Raw genomic sequence first — 17,800 nt, 5'->3', positions numbered from 1 at the left:
TTTATTCCCCCGAATGATTAAATCTAGTGGTAAAAGTAAATACATTTTCAGCACAAACATCAATGCAACGTCCGCAACTGATACAATCTTTAGAAAGCACGAGCAGGCTTTCGTCTTTTTTGCCGTGCAGTGGGCTGCGTAACACTTGCGGTTCAGGGCAAATGTTGTAGCAATCCATACAATTATCACAGCGTGCGCGATCAATCACTTTAATGCGCGCAATGCTTTTTGCGCCAATTAAGCCATAGGTCGTGCCGATAGGGCATAAATGCCCGCACCAGCCGTGCTCTGCAATCAATAAATCAAATAAAAATATCGCTAAAATTAACCAAGTGGTTGCACCGAAACCATAAATTAAGGCGCGTCCAAATGCACTTACAGGATTGATCCATTCCCACAACATAATGCCACTTAACGCACTGCCGATGAGAATCATCAATAAAATGCCGTAGCGTAAGCCGCGTGGAATTTTGGCATTTTGACGAATACCTAATTTACGTCTTAACCAAGCCGCACAGTCGGTAACCAGATTTAACGGACACACCCAACCGCAAAACACTTTGCTTCCCAATAAAGCATAAAGGGTGATCACAATGCCAGCACCCAGTAAGGTGGTGAAGTTGGGCAAATGACCCGTGGCAAGGCTTTCTGCGGTGATGAGTGGATCGCTCATTGGAATTAAATCTAAAAATAAGCTCCCGCTATAATTACCACGCAGAATCCATACACCAAGCCAAGGGCCGCTCAGAAACATTGCGAGAATGCTTAACTGAGTTAAACGACGCCAAAATAAAAAGCGATTAGCGCGCCACAAGCCCAGCTTTTCTCTTGCTTCTCTACCTGCATATTTCGGTGAATTTGCCATTAAAAGCCCTCCGGTTTGCGTACGGGTAAAGAAATAATGTCGTCAGGCGCAAGGGAATGCCCTGCCTTTTCTTTTTCTTCCCAACCAAGGCGATAATGTTTACCCAACATTCCTTTCGCAAGGGAAAGAGGCAACACTTTGATTGCCGCTTCATCCAATACGCAGGCTTCCTCGCATTTACCGCAGCCCGTGCAAGCGTCCGAATGCACCGTTGGAATAAACACCGCGTGCTTGCCCGTACGATCATTACGCTGCATTTCTAAGGTGATGGCTTTGTCGATAAGTGGACAAACGCGATAACACACATCACAACGTAGGCCCTGCCAGTTTAGGCAAGTCTCGTGATCTAACAGCACCGATAAGCCCATTCGGGAATCGTTAATATTATCCTGTGTGGAATCTAACGCCCCGCTCGGACAGGCTTTTGCACAAGGAATATCTTCACACATTTCGCAAGGTTTATCCCGTGCGATGAAATAAGGTGTGCCAGCTTCCATTGGCGAAAGCAAGGAAGCAAGGTGCAACATTTCATAAGGGCAGGCTTGCACACATTGTCCGCAACGAATACAGGCGGCGGCGAATTTTTTCTCATCTTCAATGGCAAAGGGTGGACGTAATGCCACGCCTTGACGAGCAAGGCTTTGCTCTTGTTGAAGACCGAGTAAAATGCCAAGACCTGCTAATCCGCCCGCGGTGCGAGCGGCGTCCTTAAAAAATTTACGGCGTTCCGGTGTTTGGGTTAATTTTTTCATTTTATTTTTCACCGCACTTTGCTTAGTTTAGAAAGAAAGTGCGGTGCTTTTTTGCTAAGTTTTTAGGCTTTTTCCACTTTAACGGCACATTTTTTGAAGTCCGTTTCTTTTGAAATTGGGTCAGTGGCATCTAAGGTTAATTTATTTACCAACTGGCCAGCATCAAAGAAGGTGGTGAAAACTAAACCTTCAGGACATTTATTACGTCCACGAGTATCTACATAGGAAATAATTTCCCCACGGCGTGATGAAACTTTGATCTTATCACCGTGGCGTAAACCACGTTTTTTCGCATCGTTCGGGTGCATCCAAACCACATTGTTCGGGAATGAACGGTGCAATTCAGGCACGCGGCGAGTCATTGTTCCTGTATGCCAGTGTTCTAACACACGGCCAGTAGATAACCATAAATCATATTCTTCATCAGGCACCTCTGCTGGTGGCTCATAAGGCACGGCTAAAATCACCGCACGTTTATCTGGCTGACCATAGAAAGACACTTCTTCGCCTGATTTCACATAAGGATCGTAACCTTCACGGTAACGCCATAGGGTTTCTTTGCCCTCTACCACTGGCCAACGTAAACCGCGCGCTTTGTGGTAAAGATCGTATTCGGCTAAATCGTGGCCGTGGCCGCGACCAAATGACGCATATTCTTCAAACAAGCCTTTTTGAATGTAGAAGCCGAAATCGTAAGCTTCATCGTTAAGACGATCATTGAGTTCAGCGTTAGAATATTTATCTACATTACCGTTGCGGTATAACACCTCGTATAAGGTTTTGCCTTTAAATTCTGGGTTCGCATTTAAAAGCTCTGCTGGCCATACTTCATCAGTGGTGAAGTATTTAGAAAATTCCACTAATTGCCATAAGTCAGATTTCGCTTCGCCCGGTGCTTTTACTTGCTGACGCCATACTTGTGTGCGGCGCTCTGCGTTACCATAAGCCCCTTCTTTTTCCACCCACATTGCGGTTGGCAACATTAAGTCTGCCGCTAAGGCTGATACTGTTGGGTATGGATCGGAAACCACGATGAAGTTTTCAGGGTTACGCCAACCTGGGAAAGTTTCTTCGTTGATGTTTGGGCCACCTTGCATATTGTTCGTACACATTTGCCATAACACACGCATTTTGCCATCTTTTAACGCACGGCTTTGTGCCACGGCGTGATAGCCTAATTTATCGGTGATCGTGCCAGCTGGGATTTTCCACGTTTTTTCTGCAATTGCACGATGTTCTGGCTTGGTAACCACCATATCAGCAGGTAAACGGTGGATAAATGTTCCCACTTCACGCGCCGTACCACAAGCAGATGGCTGACCAGTTAAGGAGAATGGGCCACAACCTGGGATAGAAATTTTACCGGTTAATAAGTGAATGTTGTAAATCAAGTGGTTTGCCCACACACCGCGGGTATGCTGGTTAAAGCCCATTGTCCAGAAAGACACCACTTTGCGTTTTGGATCGGCATAAAGCTGCGCCAAACTTTCTAATTGATCTTTTGGCACACCTGACATTTCGTGGGCTTTCTCAAGGGTATATTCAGACACAAGCGCTTTGAGTTCTTCAAAGTTACTGTCGTACATTTTACCGCTATTGGCATTTTTCGCTGCTTTTTGACGCGGATCGCTATCACGCAAGCCATAACCAATGTCGGTTTCACCACGTTTGAATTTAGTATGTTTATTCACGAAATCCCAGTTAATGGCATCGTTTTGAATGAGATAGTTGATGATGTAGTTGAGAATCACCAAGTCAGCTTGCGGTGTGAACACCATACCGTTATCTGCTAGTTCAAAGCTGCGGTGTTCAAAGGTAGAAAGCACGGCCACTTTTACATCAGGGTTAGATAAACGGCGATCAGAAATACGTGACCATAAAATCGGGTGCATTTCCGCCATATTTGAACCCCATAAAACAAAGGCTTCGGCGTGTTCAATGTCATCATAACAGCCCATCGGCTCATCAATACCAAAGGTACGCAAGAATGCCACCGCGGCAGAGGCCATACAATGGCGCGCATTTGGATCGATATTGTTAGAACGGAAACCTGCTTTCCAAAGTTTCGCTTTGGCATAACCTTCAAAAATGGTGCTTTGTCCAGAAGTGAACATTCCCACGCCATTCGGGCCACGTTCTTTCATTGCGTTTAAGAATTTCTCTTTCATTGTTTTGAACGCAGTATCCCAAGTAACAGGGGTAAATTCCCCATTTTTGTCGTACTTGCCGTCTTTCATACGCAACATTGGTTGAGTCAAACGGTCTTTTCCGTACATAATTTTTGGCAAGAAGTAACCTTTAATACAGTTCAAACCACGGTTTACTTCAGCATCTGGATCACCTTGTGATGCCACAACGCGTCCGTTTTGTGTTCCTACTAATACGCCACAACCTGTACCACAGAAACGGCAAACACCTTTGTCCCATTTGATACTGTTATCCTGTGCGGCTTCCACGTTTTTCACTGGAATGCTTAATCCAGCGACAGCTGCTGCAGCGGCGGCTGCATTGGCTTTCATAAAGTCTCGGCGACTTAAATTCATCTCATTTCCCCCACGAGTATGATTAATTATTCATCATTGCCATCATCTTGTTGATGATAGACCAAAGATACGGTAATCACGCCATCAATATTGCGCGCTTGCTCCATTTGTTCGAGCAAAATATGTTGATCGTGAGATTGCATCACCACCACCAACTTGCCTTTTTCTACATCTTCGGCAGGCACTTCAGCATAAGGCAGCGCTAAAAGTGCGGTCTTAATTTTTTCAATTTTTTGCGGATTACATTGAACAATCACGCCACAAACGTGCCATTCTTCCGCTTTATCCATTGGGATAATTTCTTGTTCTGACATAGTTATTCCTGTGGATAATCAAGTTTAATCGCAGAAACTGGGCAGGCACTAATGCACGCACCGCAACCATTACAATCCGCCAAGTTCAGGCTTGGTTGCGCCACCTTACCAAGCTGCGGCACAAAACGAATCGCACGCATTTCACAACTGTCTTGGCAGGCACGACACTCCACCTGTTTTTGCGTTAAGCATTCATTGGTAATGTCAATTTTATGCCGCCAAGCTATTTCGCTGACTGGGCGAAAAACAGGCTGCTGGCACACGTCCACGCATTTTTGGCAAAAGGTACATTCACCTTTATCAAACTGCACTTCAGGAAATCCGCCTTGTCCTTGCACTAAAATCTGCGTTTCGCAGGCTTTGACACAATCGCCACAAGTGGTGCAGTGTTGAATAAATCGCGCTTCACTCACCGCCCAAGGTGGACGCACGCCCTGAAACCCTTGTACTTTTACCGTTTCGCTTTGTAATGAATGCAGAAACTCTCCACGCAAAAAACGGCGTCTAGGTAATGCGGTTTCTGACATTTTCACGATCCAAGATGGTTTTTTACTAGGTTCGCTATTGTCTAAAGGTAAAGCAAGGTTTTTAATAACCTGAATTGAGTATTTAGGCAGAAAAACACGCTTTTGTTGCGTTAGATCAAAATTATCACCGCGCATTAATTTTATTCATTAGATACAAAATAAAGTGCGGTGGAATTTTTGTGAAAATTTCCTGTTCGAGAGCTAAAACAGCAATGGGATTTTTTGCTAGAATAGCCCTTAATTCTGATTGCCTTTGCCAAGCGTGAACATTGTGAAAAATAAAAAACATTCGGTGGCGACAAAAATCGCCAATTATTTATTGCTCATTATCATCTTTGCCGCATTCATCAGCTTGCTCAGTTTGATTGTGATGCAAAGTAACAAATCTGATGCGGAATTAATCAATGTATCGGGTTCATTGCGAATGCAAAGTTATCGCATTTTATATGAAATTGAACACGAACCGCAGTTGGTGGCAGAAAATTTACAACAATACCGCGCGACCTTATATTCCAGCACTTTAGCGGATATTAACCAGCAATTTTTCGTGCCTTCTGATGTAAAACAGGCTTATAAAAACTTGGTTGCACGTTGGGAAACGATGGAAGTTTATGCCAAGCAATTAGACTACCAAGCCTATCAAAAAGAAGTGAAAAATTATGTTGAGCAAGTCGATCAGTTTGTCTATAACTTGCAAGAATTTGCCGAGAAAAAGCACGATTTTGCGGTGTTGCTTATTCTTTTCACAATGTTGTCGATTGTCGCCATGGTGTCTTATGTGGTGTGGTTTACTAAAAAGCAAATGGTTCGCCCACTGGAAAAATTAGCCTTAGCAAGTACACAGGTACAAATTGGACAGTTTAATCATATTCCCCTTGATGTGAATAACGATGACGAAATCGGGAGACTTTCTTCCGTATTTACCCAAATGGCCAGTGATTTGCAAAAGCTCTATGCTGGGCTGGAAGAAAAAGTCAATGAAAAAACGCAAAAACTCAGCCAAGTCAACCGCTCTTTATCAATGCTTTATCAATGTTCTCAATTAGTTACCACCAATAATATTGATCCTACGGTGCTAAAGCAGGTGCTAAACCAAATTAAAGTGAATGAGCATTTACGCTATATTGAATTGAGCGTTTACGGCGCGGAGCATTGGCATATTTATTTAGGCGAAAATGATGCGAACTTCTCTTTACAAAAAACCGATCTTTGCGTGGAGGGAGATAAACTTGGCACGCTATATTGGCAAGCAGGCTTACCTTGCCCAGATTTGCGCACAATGCACAACGTGTCGCAAATGTTGAGCCGTTCGCTTTATTTCCATCATACACAACGCCAGCAACAACAACTATTATTAATGGAAGAGCGGTCAATTATTGCGCGAGAATTACACGATTCTTTAGCACAAGTGCTGGCCTATCTGCAAATTCAGCTCACTTTGTTGAAGCACAATTTGAATAAAGAAGGCGAGCAAAATAAGGAAAAAAGCCTAACGATTATTAAAGATTTCGAGCAGGCCTTGAATGACGGCTATGTTCAACTGCGCGAATTGCTCGCCACTTTCCGCTTAACGGTGCAAGAAGCCAATTTACAACTCGCTCTTGAACAAGTGATCGATTCTTTACGCAATCAAACAGAAATGAAAATGCGCGTGGAATGTAGTTTGCCGTCCCACACTTTCAATGCGCAACAGCTAGTACACGCCTTACAAATTGTGCGTGAAGCGGCGTTAAACGCGATTAAACATTCCCAAGGTACGGAAATCGAAGTGATTGCACACACCAATGATGACGGTGAATATGAGCTGTTAGTGCGCGATAACGGCGTGGGCATTCCAAGCCTTGATGAACCTGCAGGGCATTACGGTTTGAATATAATGAATGAACGTAGCGCCCAACTCAATGCTATACTACGCATCAATAATCGTCCTGAAGGCGGCACAGAAGTGAAAATCACGCTGCCGAATAAATTATAGAGATTAAGGAACATAATGGAAAATCTTCAACCATTTCATACATTTGGAACCAATGCACAAGCAAAAATGGTGAAAAAAATCACCGCACTTGAACAAATTCTGCCCCTTTGGCAACAAGCTCAGCAACAGCAGCTTCCCGTGCTTTTTCTCGGACAAGGCAGTAATGTATTGTTTGTGGAAGATTTTGACGGGATCGTGCTGGTAAATGCGCTCAAAGGTATCGAACATCGGCAAGATGACAACTTTCATTATATTCACGTTCAAGGCGGCGAAAATTGGCACGAGCTAGTGCAATGGAGCTTGGAACAAGGCATTTATGGCTTAGAAAATTTAGCCTTAATCCCTGGCTGTGTGGGATCAGCGCCAATCCAAAATATCGGAGCTTATGGCGTAGAATTTAAAGATGTATGCGATTATGTGGACGTGCTGAATCTGAATACCGGGGAAATTTTTTGTTTAAGCAAAGCGGAATGTCAATTTGGCTACCGCGAAAGCCTGTTTAAACATCAATATAAAGACGGTTATATGATTGTCGCCGTGGGATTAAAGCTCGCCAAAGATTGGCAGCCTGTGCTAAGTTATGGCACCCTTTCACGTTTTGATCCTGCCACGGTAACAGCGGAGGAAATTTTCGCTGAAGTTTGTACCGTGCGCAGCGCAAAATTGCCAAATCCACAAGAATTGGGCAACGCGGGGAGCTTTTTCAAAAATCCTGTGATTTCCACCGCACTTTTTGAACAATTAAAAAGCCAATATCCAGAAATGCCGAGCTATCCGCAGCCAGATGGCACTGTGAAGCTCGCTGCAGGTTGGTTGATTGATCAATGCGGTCTAAAAGGCTATCAACTTGGCGGCGCGGCGGTGCATCAACAGCAAGCCTTAGTGCTAGTGAATAAAGCAAATGCAAGCGGTAAAGATGTGGCCAATCTTGCCCATCATATTCGCCAAAAGGTGGCAGAAAAATTTGCTGTGTATTTGCAGCCAGAAGTACGTTTTATCGGTGCGCAAGGCGAAATTGACAGCGAACAATTTATTTCATCACAACATTAATCATTATTCTCACTTAAACAAAGGAAGCAAAATGGATTTCAAAACAATTTTAGAAACCTTACCAACTATCGATCACCTTGCAGGCTTAAGCGTATTTGACGGTGAAACGCAAATTCATCACATTCCTGCCATTGCAGGCAAACTTGGCTCATTGCGCGTGTACAACGCCCTTGCACAAGAATTTAACGGAAAATTAGACCGCACTTGCGCAGAAAAAGGCTTGCAACTTTTTGCTGAACACACGCAAGATGCCAAACAGTTCCCTGGCAAGCACCCGAATATTAACCTGTTATTTACGGTGATTGAACAGGGCAAGGACTATCGCTTAGTGCCAGAAGAAAAATAAGCGTTAAGCCTTGTGAAACAAGGGCTGAGTGAGATTTTTTGAAGATTTATTTTATTTAATGAAAAATTTATCAAAAGTAACGAACTTTCTTAAAAGTCCATAGTCTAAACTTACAAGAAAAGGATAGATTAATCGTTATAATCGATTGACCTTATTATAGATTATGTTATAAATAGCCCTAAAGTTGGGCGTAAAATAAGAAGGAATATGATGAACAAAGATACACAAACCCTAATGTTAGTTCCTCAAGGCAGCTTAGAAGGCTATATCCGTGCTGCAAACGAATATCCTATGCTAAGCGCAGAGGAAGAAAAGGAATTAGCGGAACGTTTGTATTATAAAGAAGATCTTGAGGCAGCAAAAAAATTGATTTTGTCTCATCTTCGCTTTGTGATCCACGTTGCGCGTGGCTATTCTGGTTATGGATTGCCACAAGCAGATTTAATTCAAGAAGGTAATATCGGCTTAATGAAAGCCGTAAAACGTTTTAACCCAGAAGTGGGCGTTCGCCTTGTATCTTTTGCTGTGCATTGGATCAAAGCGGAAATCCACGAATATGTATTACGCAACTGGCGTATCGTGAAAGTGGCAACCACGAAAGCACAACGTAAATTGTTCTTTAACCTACGCAAAACTAAACAACGCTTAGGTTGGTTCAATGATAATGAAGTGGATATGGTCGCCGAAGAGCTTGGCGTATCTAAACAAGATGTGATTGAAATGGAAAGCCGCATGACTGGGGCAGATGTTGGCTTTGATCTTTCTAATGAAGATGATGACGAAAGCTTTGCACCAGCGCTTTACCTTGAAGATAAAAGCTCAAACTTTGCCGCAGAACTTGAAAATGAAAATTATGAAACCCAAGCGGCAGATCAAGTTGCTACCGCGCTTGAAGGCTTAGACGAACGTAGCCAAGACATTATCAAAGCACGTTGGTTAGATGAAAACAAAGCCACCTTGCAAGATTTAGCGGCAAAATACAATATTTCCGCTGAGCGTGTTCGCCAACTTGAAACTAACGCATTGAAAAAACTTAAAAGCGCGGTAACGTTCTAAAGTAAAATGACATAAAGAAGCACTGATTGATTTGCTCTGCGCCCAAAAAGTTAGACTACATTTTAATTCAAGGACTGGGTTCCGTATTCCACTGGCTTAGTCCTTTTAGCTTCACTTGAATACGTTCATTATTGTAGTAATATTTTCTTACTCTAAGGCAATTAGACAATAACCATATTAGGATAAGTTAGTTTCATAATCGGCCAACCTTTAGGTTTGGGCAATAAAACATCTATACTTTGTTTTTCGAAGGTTTGCAAGCATTGGCTACTTATCCCTGAATTGGAGATATCAAAGTGAAAGCACGTTGCTTTGGCAAAATACTGTCTTTTTTGATAGCTTGAATTACCTTGAATTTAAACTCAACAGAATAACATTGCTTTTTACCTAACATAGCTAATCCATTGATTCTATTAAGATTAAATTTTACAATCTAACGATTTAACGTATTTTTGGTAAGCTGAAAATACCGGCGAATAAGCGAACGATTTTTCCATTTTTAAAATATAAAAGCCGAACACTTATTGTTTGAAACCTTGAGTATATTTAGTCATAAAAAATCTACAGCTTAATCAGTTGGTTGTTTAGCCGAACTTTGGGGGCCAATAAATTGATTCAGTGCTTTTTTATTAGCCTTCTTTATAAGTGACTCTCTCCAAGTCATCGTAATAAACATGAGTTTACCATCACTTCGTTATATTTTGAGTTTCTTCAAGCATTCTAAATACAAAGAAAAATCAAGAATTACTGCCATTCCCTGATAGATCTTGGCAATTTTCTCTGTAAAACATCATTTTTTATGTACTTAGGTCTCATTGCTATCTCCATTTTGGATAATAAGCTATTTACTGCTTAATAAAGGCTCTACAACCATTATTTCATGACATTTTTCCTTGCTACATAACCACTTGTTTAAAGTTGTTATGTGCATTTAGTCATAGAAAATCTGCCCCTTAATAGGTTGCTTATTTCATCCAGCTTTTTTAGAGGCAGATAAAGCGGTCTACTTCTTACTTTCTTATACTTCTTTTTAATATAAGCTAAATGATTGAATATAAGGCAATTTCCCTGCTTTTAGCATTTTTTCAATGCCGCTGCGGTGATCTGTTGTGCCTAAACCTCGCAATTCAAAGTTTATGCTAAAGCTATTATCGTAAATCACTTCATTTTCTTTTTGCCCATCTTTACTGGTTACATAACGGCGCGCGCCAACACCGACTGCCCAGCAGCAAGTGTTATATTTCACGCCGAGATATTGCTCAACAGGTTTGTTTAAAGCCAGATCTTGATAGTAATGCCCAACCACGGCCCATCTGTCGGCAATTTCCCACGCTGCCACTAAACCGAGCTGTTTAATATCTTGATTATACGCATTTGCGCCCGTGAGATTTTGGTCAATATATTCCTGACTTGCGTAGCGATAACTTAGCTGAATCAGATTATTGCCACTTGGGTTATATTCCAACACAGTATTGGCAAGGGAGGTTTGGTGTAAGCTGGTATCGTATTGATAGCTACCACGCCAATTCCATTTTGGACTAATACGCCAGTTACTTTCTAATGACCAAGACGAGGTTGAACGATCACTGATATTGTTTGGATTATTATCAATACGCGAATCGCTGAGATAATAAATTTGCCCTAAAGAGAGGTTAAAACGTTCGTTCCCTTCTTGATCGTAAAAACGCGTTGTTCCCCCTAAGGTGAACTGATTTGCCGAAGCGATGCGGTCTAAGCCACTATAACGGCGATCACGGAATAATGAAAAATAATCCTGTTGTAATAAGGCGGAATCATAACCAAAACCAAGATATTGACTGTTTAATTTTGAGCCAATATTACTTTGATCTTTATAAGGACGATACAGATACTGAATATGTGGTTCAATTGTTTGCGTATAGCCATCAAATAAGGTTTCTTTGCTGGCAAGCAAGGTTTGCAAATCCACTTTCACTTGCGGCAACACGCGGGTTACAGAGCGTTCAATCTCTTCTGCATTTTGCCCTTTCCCTTTGGTTTGATTATAGTGCGTGGCGTAAAGTTTGGTTTCAATATTCAAGCTGCCGTAACGGTTCGCAAGGGGAATATTAAGGCTTGGCTCAATGTGATAACGCCAAGCTTTTGGCATTAAGGCGCTGTCATTCTCAAAACGAGAAATTTGTGAGAATAAACGGAAATCCATTAAACCGTTAGCAAGCCCATCACGATAATAATTAAAATCTAGCTGTGGAAAAACGCGGTAAGGCCCAATATCCACATCATCAAACACTTGGAATTGCTTCGCCGATAGAGAGAAATTGTAGTTTGGCTGATAGTACGCAATGCGGAAATTTTGATCAGCATAACCGTCCGTGCTGCGTCCGTAAGCGGAGTCAAAATCTGAGAAATAACGCTTATCGCTGACTCTGGTGTAATCCACGTTTAAACGCCAATTTTGTAAGAAACTGGAACTGTGTCGCCAGTGGAATAAATGGCGCGAGCGGTTATCCCCTTGGTAATCATCAAGCCGATCATGGCCTAAATATTCGCCCGCAATTAACCCTTCGCCAAGCTGCGTGAGATAGCGTGTTTCACCATTAAATTGCCAGCCACGTTTTGACATAAATTTTGGTGTTACTGTCATATCAAAATTGGGTGCAATGTTCCAATAAATAGGCTGAGCATACCAATAACCATCACGGCTAGATGTGCCCGCATTTGGAATGAGCAAACCAGAACGGCGACGATCGCCAATAGGCAATTGTAAATAAGGGGTATAGAAAATCGGTACGCCGTGAACTTTAAAGCGCGCGTGCCACATTTCGGCATATTCTTCTTGGATATGCTGACGCATTTCAGAGGCTTCAATCGCCCAGCTATTATCATCAGGCAAGCAAGAGGTAAAGGTGGCGTTTTTCAACAAGCGATAATCATTGCGTAGCTCAACTTGCTGTGCTTTACCGCGTCCTTGACGGCCGACAAATTGGTAATCTGCGCCTTCTACATCGGCATCTTTATTATTCAGATTAACCTTGGCGGAATCACCTAACAGATTGATTAGATTATCTTTATAATCAAAGCCATTTTTTGCATAGGCAAAGCGTTGCACATTTTGCCCCTCGCCCATTTGAATCACTTCCGCCATTTGCGTTTTTAAATGGCGGTTACCTTGTTGAATATCCACGTCCCCTTCGTAACGTGCATTAACGGGCTGATTTAACTCCGCACGATCGGCTTCAATATAAACTGGCAATTCATTTGGATCGCCTTGTACCACTTCCCCTTGAAACTGCGGTACGCCAGCTAAGCATTGCTGCTGCAAACTCGCCCAACTTGGCACGCCATAAAGTGCGGTCAAAATTGAGAAAGAAAGCATAGTGTAGTAATTTTTTTTCATTAATAACCCATTTAAATTTAAGGTGTAAAATTAACCTGATTATAAAGAAAAAACGCTCAAAAAGCATTTTATTTATGCTTACAAAAGCAGGTGTTGAGATGATCATTCACCAAGCCCATTGATTGCATAAAGGCATAACAGGTGGTTTCGCCCACAAAAACAAAACCTTTTTTCTTCAAGGCTTTTGACAGTTGTTTTGAAGTGTCTGTTTTGGCAGGGATGACAGATAAATCCGGCACATCATTCATTTGTGGTTGATGATTCACAAACGCCCAAATAAAATCGCTGAAATTTTCACCGCACTTTTCCATCGCTAAATAAGCTTTGGCGTTTTTCACAATAGCTTCTAATTTTGCACGATGACGAATTAATCCCGCATTTTGCATTAACGCGTCAATATCTTGCTCGTTCATTTGAGCAATTTTGACGGGATCAAAATGATGAAAGGCTTGGCGATAATTTTCCCGCTTTTTTAATACCGTGATCCAAGAAAGCCCTGATTGTTGCCCTTCTAAACAAATTTTCTCAAATAATTTCAAGCTATTATATTCAGGTTTTCCCCATTCATTATCGTGATAATCTTCATAAATAGCTAAGCCTTGCGCCCAATTACAACGTGTTTTCATTTTGTTTCCTATTATTGTGAGCCAGATCACAGATTTTATTTTTCTAAATGCCGAAATTTAATTTAGAATCTGCCTATCAATACTAAAGCTAAAATAGCTATATGTATATTGGCAAGATGTGATATTGTATTCCAACTTAACTAACAATTAAACAAGAGGTAACTATGACAACACAATTAGAATCATTACGCGAAATGACCGTGGTTGTAGCGGATACGGGCGATATTGAAGCCATTAAAACCTACCAACCACAAGACGCCACCACCAACCCATCACTCATTTTAAACGCATCTGCTTTGCCTCAATATGCCCCATTAATTGATGAAGCTATTGCTTATGCTAAAAGCAAAAGTGCGGACAAAGCACAGCAACTTATTGATGCAGAAGATAAATTAGCGGTAAACATCGGTTTAGAAATTCTTAAAATTGTCCCAGGACGCATTTCTACCGAAGTGGACGCTCGTCTTTCTTACGACACCCAAGCGACCGTTGAAAAAGCGCGTAAATTAATCGCACTTTATAATGAAGCAGGCGTGTCTAATGATCGTATTTTAATTAAAATTGCCTCCACTTGGCAGGGGATCCGTGCGGCAGAAATTCTTGAAAAAGAAGCTATTAACTGTAACCTAACCCTGTTATTCTCTGAAGCTCAAGCGCGTGCTTGCGCAGAGGCTGGCGTGTATTTAATTTCCCCATTTGTAGGCCGTATTCTTGACTGGTACAAAGCGAATAGCGACAAAAAAGAATACGCTACCGCCGAAGATCCGGGCGTCATTTCAGTGACTAAAATTTACAACTATTACAAACAACACGGCTATCAAACCGTGGTGATGGGCGCAAGTTTCCGTAACGTAGGTGAAATTATTGAGCTTGCAGGTTGCGACCGTTTAACCATCGCGCCAGCATTGTTAAAAGAATTACAAGAAAATCACACCGCACTTGTGCGTAAGTTAGATTATACTGGCGAAGTGAAAGCCAAGCCACAACCGCTTACTGAAAGCGAGTTCTATTGGCAACACAACAGCGATCCAATGGCAGTCGAAAAACTGGCTGAAGGGATTCGCAAATTTGCTATCGACCAAGAAAAATTAGAAGCGATGCTATTAGCGAAGTTCTAATCGCAATCTGATAAAAAAGCCCCAAAAATCAATGGGGCTTTTGCTATGCGTGAAAATGCTATGCGTGAAAATTCTGCCAAAAATCCAACCGCACTTTTAATTCTTGTAATGGCACAAAGCGGGCGAAGCGCTCCACTTCTTTTTGTTGATAAAAAATAAGTACCACAGGGGCGGTGAGTGCGTGGAAATAACTCGCCATTTCAGGAATATCCGCAATATTTGCTTGCATTGCGGAAAGTGTTGGATAAGTTGGTAAAAGTGCTTCAAGCTGCTGCGCTACGGCAGTACACACCCCACAGTTTGGTGCTTTAATAAGCAACAAAGCAAAAGGGTTTTCATTAATATGTTGTTCAATTTCCTTTAATGTCGTTGCGATTTTCATTATTTAAACCTGATGAAAGTAGTTCCTTAAAAAGAACTTCTTCACAATAAAGTGCGGTGCAAATTTTAGGAATTTTTTCTTTATCCTTCCATATAACTTTTTAGCGCCTCGCCTTGTAATCCGGCATTAAGGGCAATCAACAATTTTAAGCGTGCTTTTGGCGCATTGAGTTCTTTCACAAACATCACGCCCTGTTGTTGCAAATTTGCACCGCCGCCTGCATAGCTGTAAACGGGTTCTGCAATGCCATTAAAACAACGAGAAACTAGTGCAATAGGAATGTTATGATCGATCAATCGTTGCAATCCTTGCATCGCTTGCGGTGGAATATTCCCCGCACCTAAAGCTTCAATGATCAATCCATCTAATTTTTGCAAATCTAATTGCTCAAACAGCCAACTATCCATTCCCGCATACGCTTTGATGATTTGCACATTTCCGCTCACCGTCTCTAAATCAAAACGCACTCGAGGTTCGGCAGTTTTGAAAAAGAGAATATCCTTTTTCATAATTACACCCAAAGGTCCGTGCGTTGGAGTTTGAAAAGTGGAAACATTGGTGGTGTGGGTTTTAGTGACATATTTTGCGGCGTGAATCTCATCATTCATCACCACTAACACGCCTTTATCAGCACTTTTCTCACAACTTGCTACGCGCAACGCGGAAAGGTAATTATAAATACCATCACTGCCGAGTTCATTATTGGAACGCATCGCGCCTGTAATTACAATCGGCATTTTCGGCAACTGCATTGTATCCAGAAAATAAGCGGTTTCTTCCAATGTATCCGTACCGTGTGTAATCACCACGCCATCATAATTTGCACCGTCTTGTTTAATTTTCTGGCTCAACGCCAACATATGCTCAAGGCGAATATGCGGACTAGGAAGATTGAGAAAATCCACCGATTCCACTTCAACATTATGCAAATCAAACCCGACTTTGGTCATAGGATTAGTGGCATTTGGCGCCACTTTCCCTTGACTGTCCGCGTGCATTGAAATTGTTCCACCCGTGTGGAGAACAAGGAGTTTTTTCATTATTTTTCGATCTTCTATTCTGTTTTAATTGCACTATTTTAACACAGCTATTCACAAAAAATTTGTTACAAACTTTGATACAAACTAAAGTGCGGTAGAAATTTTCATTATTTTTAGTTAATCAGCCAAGCACTGCGAAGTTTAGTCAGAGTAGGAGGAGAGGTTAAACCTGTTAAAAGTCTTTTCTGAAGCTGGAACTTCTGTTTTACCGCCTTGTCCATATTTCAAACAAAGAAATATTTTTTATACAAGGAGTTCATTATGCGCAGACACAAATTAACCGAGAACGATGTTACGCCGGAAGAAATTTTCTATCATCGACGCAAACTGATTGCTGGACTTGGCGCAATAGGTGGAATGTCTCTATTACCGCAAATTTCACAAGCAGATCCTATGCCTCAAGAGAATTTACTTCTCTTCAAAAAAGACAGCTTAAACACCGCATTATCCTTAACGCCAGAAGATAAAGTAACTGGTTATAATAACTTCTATGAATTTGGCATAGACAAGGGCTCTCCCGCTCAATATGCACACACATTAAAAACCGCTCCTTGGCAAGTAGAAATTTCTGGTGAAATTGAAAAACCATTAATCTTGGATTTACAGGATCTTTATACACGTTATCCCTTGCAAGAAAGAATTTATCGTTTCCGTTGTGTAGAGGCGTGGGCAATGGTTATTCCTTGGATTGGTTTTGAATTAAATGCACTCTTACGCGAAGTTAGACCAACCAGTCGAGCGAAATATGTTGAGTTTGAAACGCTCTATGATCCAGAGCAAATGCCGGGACAAAAAAATTTCTTCTGGGGAGGTGGAATTAATTACCCTTATCGGGAAGGTTTAACGATTGCTGAAGCAATGCACCCACTCACGCTGCTCTCCGTTGGACTTTATGGCAAAAAGCTAACGCCTCAAAATGGTGCTCCAATACGTCTAGTCGTTCCTTGGAAATATGGATTTAAAAGCATAAAGTCGATTGTAAAAATTCGTTTAACCGAAACTCGTCCGCTCAATACTTGGCAACAACTTGCGCCGCATGAATATGGCTTTTATGCCAACGTGAACCCAAATGTGCCTCACCCTCGATGGTCACAAGCCAGTGAACGTGTTATTGGTGCAGGCGGATTATTCAATGTGAAGCGACAACCCACCTTGCTGTTTAATGGTTATGATGAAGTTGCCTCACTGTACCAAGGATTAGATTTAACGGTTAATTACTAATGAAATCAGCACGTTTCTTACTGCATTTTACTGCTGGCGCCCCTTTTATATGGCTAGGTCATGAACTCATTATCAACCAAGGACAATATTTTGGGGCCGATCCGATTAAAGAATTAATTCACTTTTTAGGATGGATGGCACTTAGCCTATTTCTAGGTGTTTTTCTCTTCAGAGAGGCGATAGGGCTATTCAAATGGCATAAATTAAAAACCTATCACCCTATTTTAGGGCTATGGGCAATGGTATGGGCGAGTTTACATATTATTGCCTATTTTTATCTTGAACTGGGATTAGATACTTCCCTGTTTATTAAAGAATTACTCCTACGCCCTTATCTTCTATTAGGTGCATTTGCTTTTGTAATCTTCATTTTTACCTCAGTAATCATGCTGCCAGCTATAAAACGTTATTTACAAAGAACTGTTTTTCCCTTACATCAACTCACTTATATCGCCCTATTTTTTGCAGCAATGCATTATGTTTGGTCATCAAAAAGTTTTCAATTAGGGGCATGGATTTACTTGCTTACAGCAATCCTGCTTCTGATATTGAAAGTGTGGAAATATTTAAAAAGCCATAAACGTTGAGTAAATAATAATGCAACAAAAA

At 41.5% G+C, this 17,800-nt stretch carries 16 protein-coding genes and 2 pseudogenes; 7 read left to right on the top strand and 11 right to left on the bottom strand.

Annotated elements, in window-relative coordinates; genetic code table 11:
* Position 1: 1 nt before the first annotated feature.
* The 5 genes from napH to napF all read right to left on the bottom strand — a co-directional run bounded on the left by napH (position 2) and on the right by napF (position 5,001).
* A complete protein-coding gene (gene napH / locus ACNAV8_RS08255; RefSeq protein ID WP_103854951.1) occupies positions 2–865 on the bottom strand; it encodes a quinol dehydrogenase ferredoxin subunit NapH in 864 nt (287 codons plus the stop codon).
* Positions 865–1,617: a ferredoxin-type protein NapG gene (gene napG, locus ACNAV8_RS08250; protein WP_103854957.1), complete on the bottom strand. Its 753-nt coding sequence runs from the start codon at positions 1,615–1,617 to the stop codon at positions 865–867. The genes napH and napG overlap by 1 nt, the downstream gene beginning before the upstream one ends.
* 62 nt (positions 1,618–1,679) lie before the next feature.
* Positions 1,680–4,160 carry a nitrate reductase catalytic subunit NapA gene (gene napA / locus ACNAV8_RS08245; protein WP_103854952.1) on the bottom strand — a complete coding sequence of 827 codons (2,481 nt, stop codon included), beginning with the start codon at positions 4,158–4,160 and terminating at the stop codon, positions 1,680–1,682.
* Between the two features lie 26 nt (positions 4,161–4,186).
* Positions 4,187–4,474: a chaperone NapD gene (locus ACNAV8_RS08240; RefSeq protein ID WP_103853571.1), complete on the bottom strand. Its 288-nt coding sequence runs from the start codon at positions 4,472–4,474 to the stop codon at positions 4,187–4,189.
* 2 nt (positions 4,475–4,476) lie between these two features.
* Positions 4,477–5,001: a ferredoxin-type protein NapF gene (gene napF, locus ACNAV8_RS08235; protein WP_103854958.1), complete on the bottom strand. Its 525-nt coding sequence runs from the start codon at positions 4,999–5,001 to the stop codon at positions 4,477–4,479.
* Between the two features lie 271 nt (positions 5,002–5,272).
* Between napF and narQ the strand changes: the two genes are divergently transcribed.
* The 4 genes from narQ (at position 5,273) to rpoH (ending at position 9,428) form a co-directional block, all read left to right on the top strand.
* Positions 5,273–6,976, top strand: coding sequence for a nitrate/nitrite two-component system sensor histidine kinase NarQ (narQ, locus tag ACNAV8_RS08230; RefSeq protein ID WP_415777549.1), 1,704 nt, complete (start codon positions 5,273–5,275; stop codon positions 6,974–6,976).
* Between the two features lie 15 nt (positions 6,977–6,991).
* Positions 6,992–8,026, top strand: coding sequence for a UDP-N-acetylmuramate dehydrogenase (gene murB / locus ACNAV8_RS08225; protein WP_103854953.1), 1,035 nt, complete (start codon positions 6,992–6,994; stop codon positions 8,024–8,026).
* 31 nt (positions 8,027–8,057) lie between these two features.
* The gene (locus ACNAV8_RS08220; protein ID WP_103854954.1) at positions 8,058–8,372 is read left to right on the top strand and encodes a DUF2322 family protein; all 315 of its coding nucleotides are present in this window, start codon (positions 8,058–8,060) and stop codon (positions 8,370–8,372) included.
* Positions 8,373–8,582: 210 nt separating this feature from the next.
* The gene (rpoH, locus tag ACNAV8_RS08215) at positions 8,583–9,428 is read left to right on the top strand and encodes an RNA polymerase sigma factor RpoH (RefSeq protein WP_103853568.1); all 846 of its coding nucleotides are present in this window, start codon (positions 8,583–8,585) and stop codon (positions 9,426–9,428) included.
* 62 nt (positions 9,429–9,490) lie between these two features.
* Here the strand turns inward: rpoH and ACNAV8_RS08210 are convergent.
* The 4 genes and pseudogenes from ACNAV8_RS08210 to ACNAV8_RS08195 all read right to left on the bottom strand — a co-directional run.
* Positions 9,491–9,570: pseudogene (locus tag ACNAV8_RS08210) on the bottom strand (IS3 family transposase); the annotation flags it as partial.
* A gap of 31 nt (positions 9,571–9,601) precedes the next feature.
* Positions 9,602–9,921, bottom strand: a pseudogene (locus ACNAV8_RS08205) (IS3 family transposase); the annotation flags it as partial.
* 537 nt (positions 9,922–10,458) lie between these two features.
* Positions 10,459–12,804 (bottom strand): LPS assembly protein LptD, encoded by a 2,346-nt coding sequence (lptD, locus tag ACNAV8_RS08200; RefSeq protein ID WP_415777548.1) that lies wholly within the window; start codon positions 12,802–12,804, stop codon positions 10,459–10,461.
* A 68-nt stretch (positions 12,805–12,872) separates the two neighbouring features.
* A complete protein-coding gene (locus ACNAV8_RS08195; protein WP_415777547.1) occupies positions 12,873–13,430 on the bottom strand; it encodes a DNA-3-methyladenine glycosylase I in 558 nt (185 codons plus the stop codon).
* Between the two features lie 164 nt (positions 13,431–13,594).
* On the opposite strand from ACNAV8_RS08195, the gene tal reads away from it, so the two are divergent.
* Positions 13,595–14,548, top strand: coding sequence for a transaldolase (gene tal, locus ACNAV8_RS08190; protein ID WP_103854955.1), 954 nt, complete (start codon positions 13,595–13,597; stop codon positions 14,546–14,548).
* A gap of 58 nt (positions 14,549–14,606) precedes the next feature.
* Here tal and ACNAV8_RS08185 read toward each other — a convergent pair whose 3' ends face one another.
* Both ACNAV8_RS08185 and ACNAV8_RS08180 read right to left on the bottom strand, forming a co-directional pair.
* Entirely contained in the window at positions 14,607–14,930 is a 324-nt protein-coding gene (locus ACNAV8_RS08185) for a thioredoxin family protein (RefSeq protein WP_103853563.1), read from the bottom strand.
* An 80-nt stretch (positions 14,931–15,010) separates the two neighbouring features.
* On the bottom strand, positions 15,011–15,973 hold the full coding sequence (locus tag ACNAV8_RS08180) for an asparaginase (RefSeq protein WP_281258763.1): 963 nt from the start codon (positions 15,971–15,973) through the stop codon (positions 15,011–15,013).
* 258 nt (positions 15,974–16,231) lie between these two features.
* On the opposite strand from ACNAV8_RS08180, the gene msrP reads away from it, so the two are divergent.
* Positions 16,232–17,191: a protein-methionine-sulfoxide reductase catalytic subunit MsrP gene (gene msrP / locus ACNAV8_RS08175; protein WP_415777546.1), complete on the top strand. Its 960-nt coding sequence runs from the start codon at positions 16,232–16,234 to the stop codon at positions 17,189–17,191.
* Positions 17,191–17,778: a ferric reductase-like transmembrane domain-containing protein gene (locus ACNAV8_RS08170; protein WP_415777545.1), complete on the top strand. Its 588-nt coding sequence runs from the start codon at positions 17,191–17,193 to the stop codon at positions 17,776–17,778. Before msrP ends, ACNAV8_RS08170 begins: the two co-directional genes overlap by 1 nt.
* Positions 17,779–17,800: the final 22 nt, after the last annotated feature.

Origin of the sequence: Avibacterium endocarditidis, from assembly GCF_965138825.1 — a bacterium.
In the GTDB taxonomy this organism is placed as follows: Bacteria; Pseudomonadota; Gammaproteobacteria; order Enterobacterales; family Pasteurellaceae; genus Avibacterium; species Avibacterium endocarditidis.
This window is presented reverse-complemented; position numbering and strand designations above follow the sequence as displayed.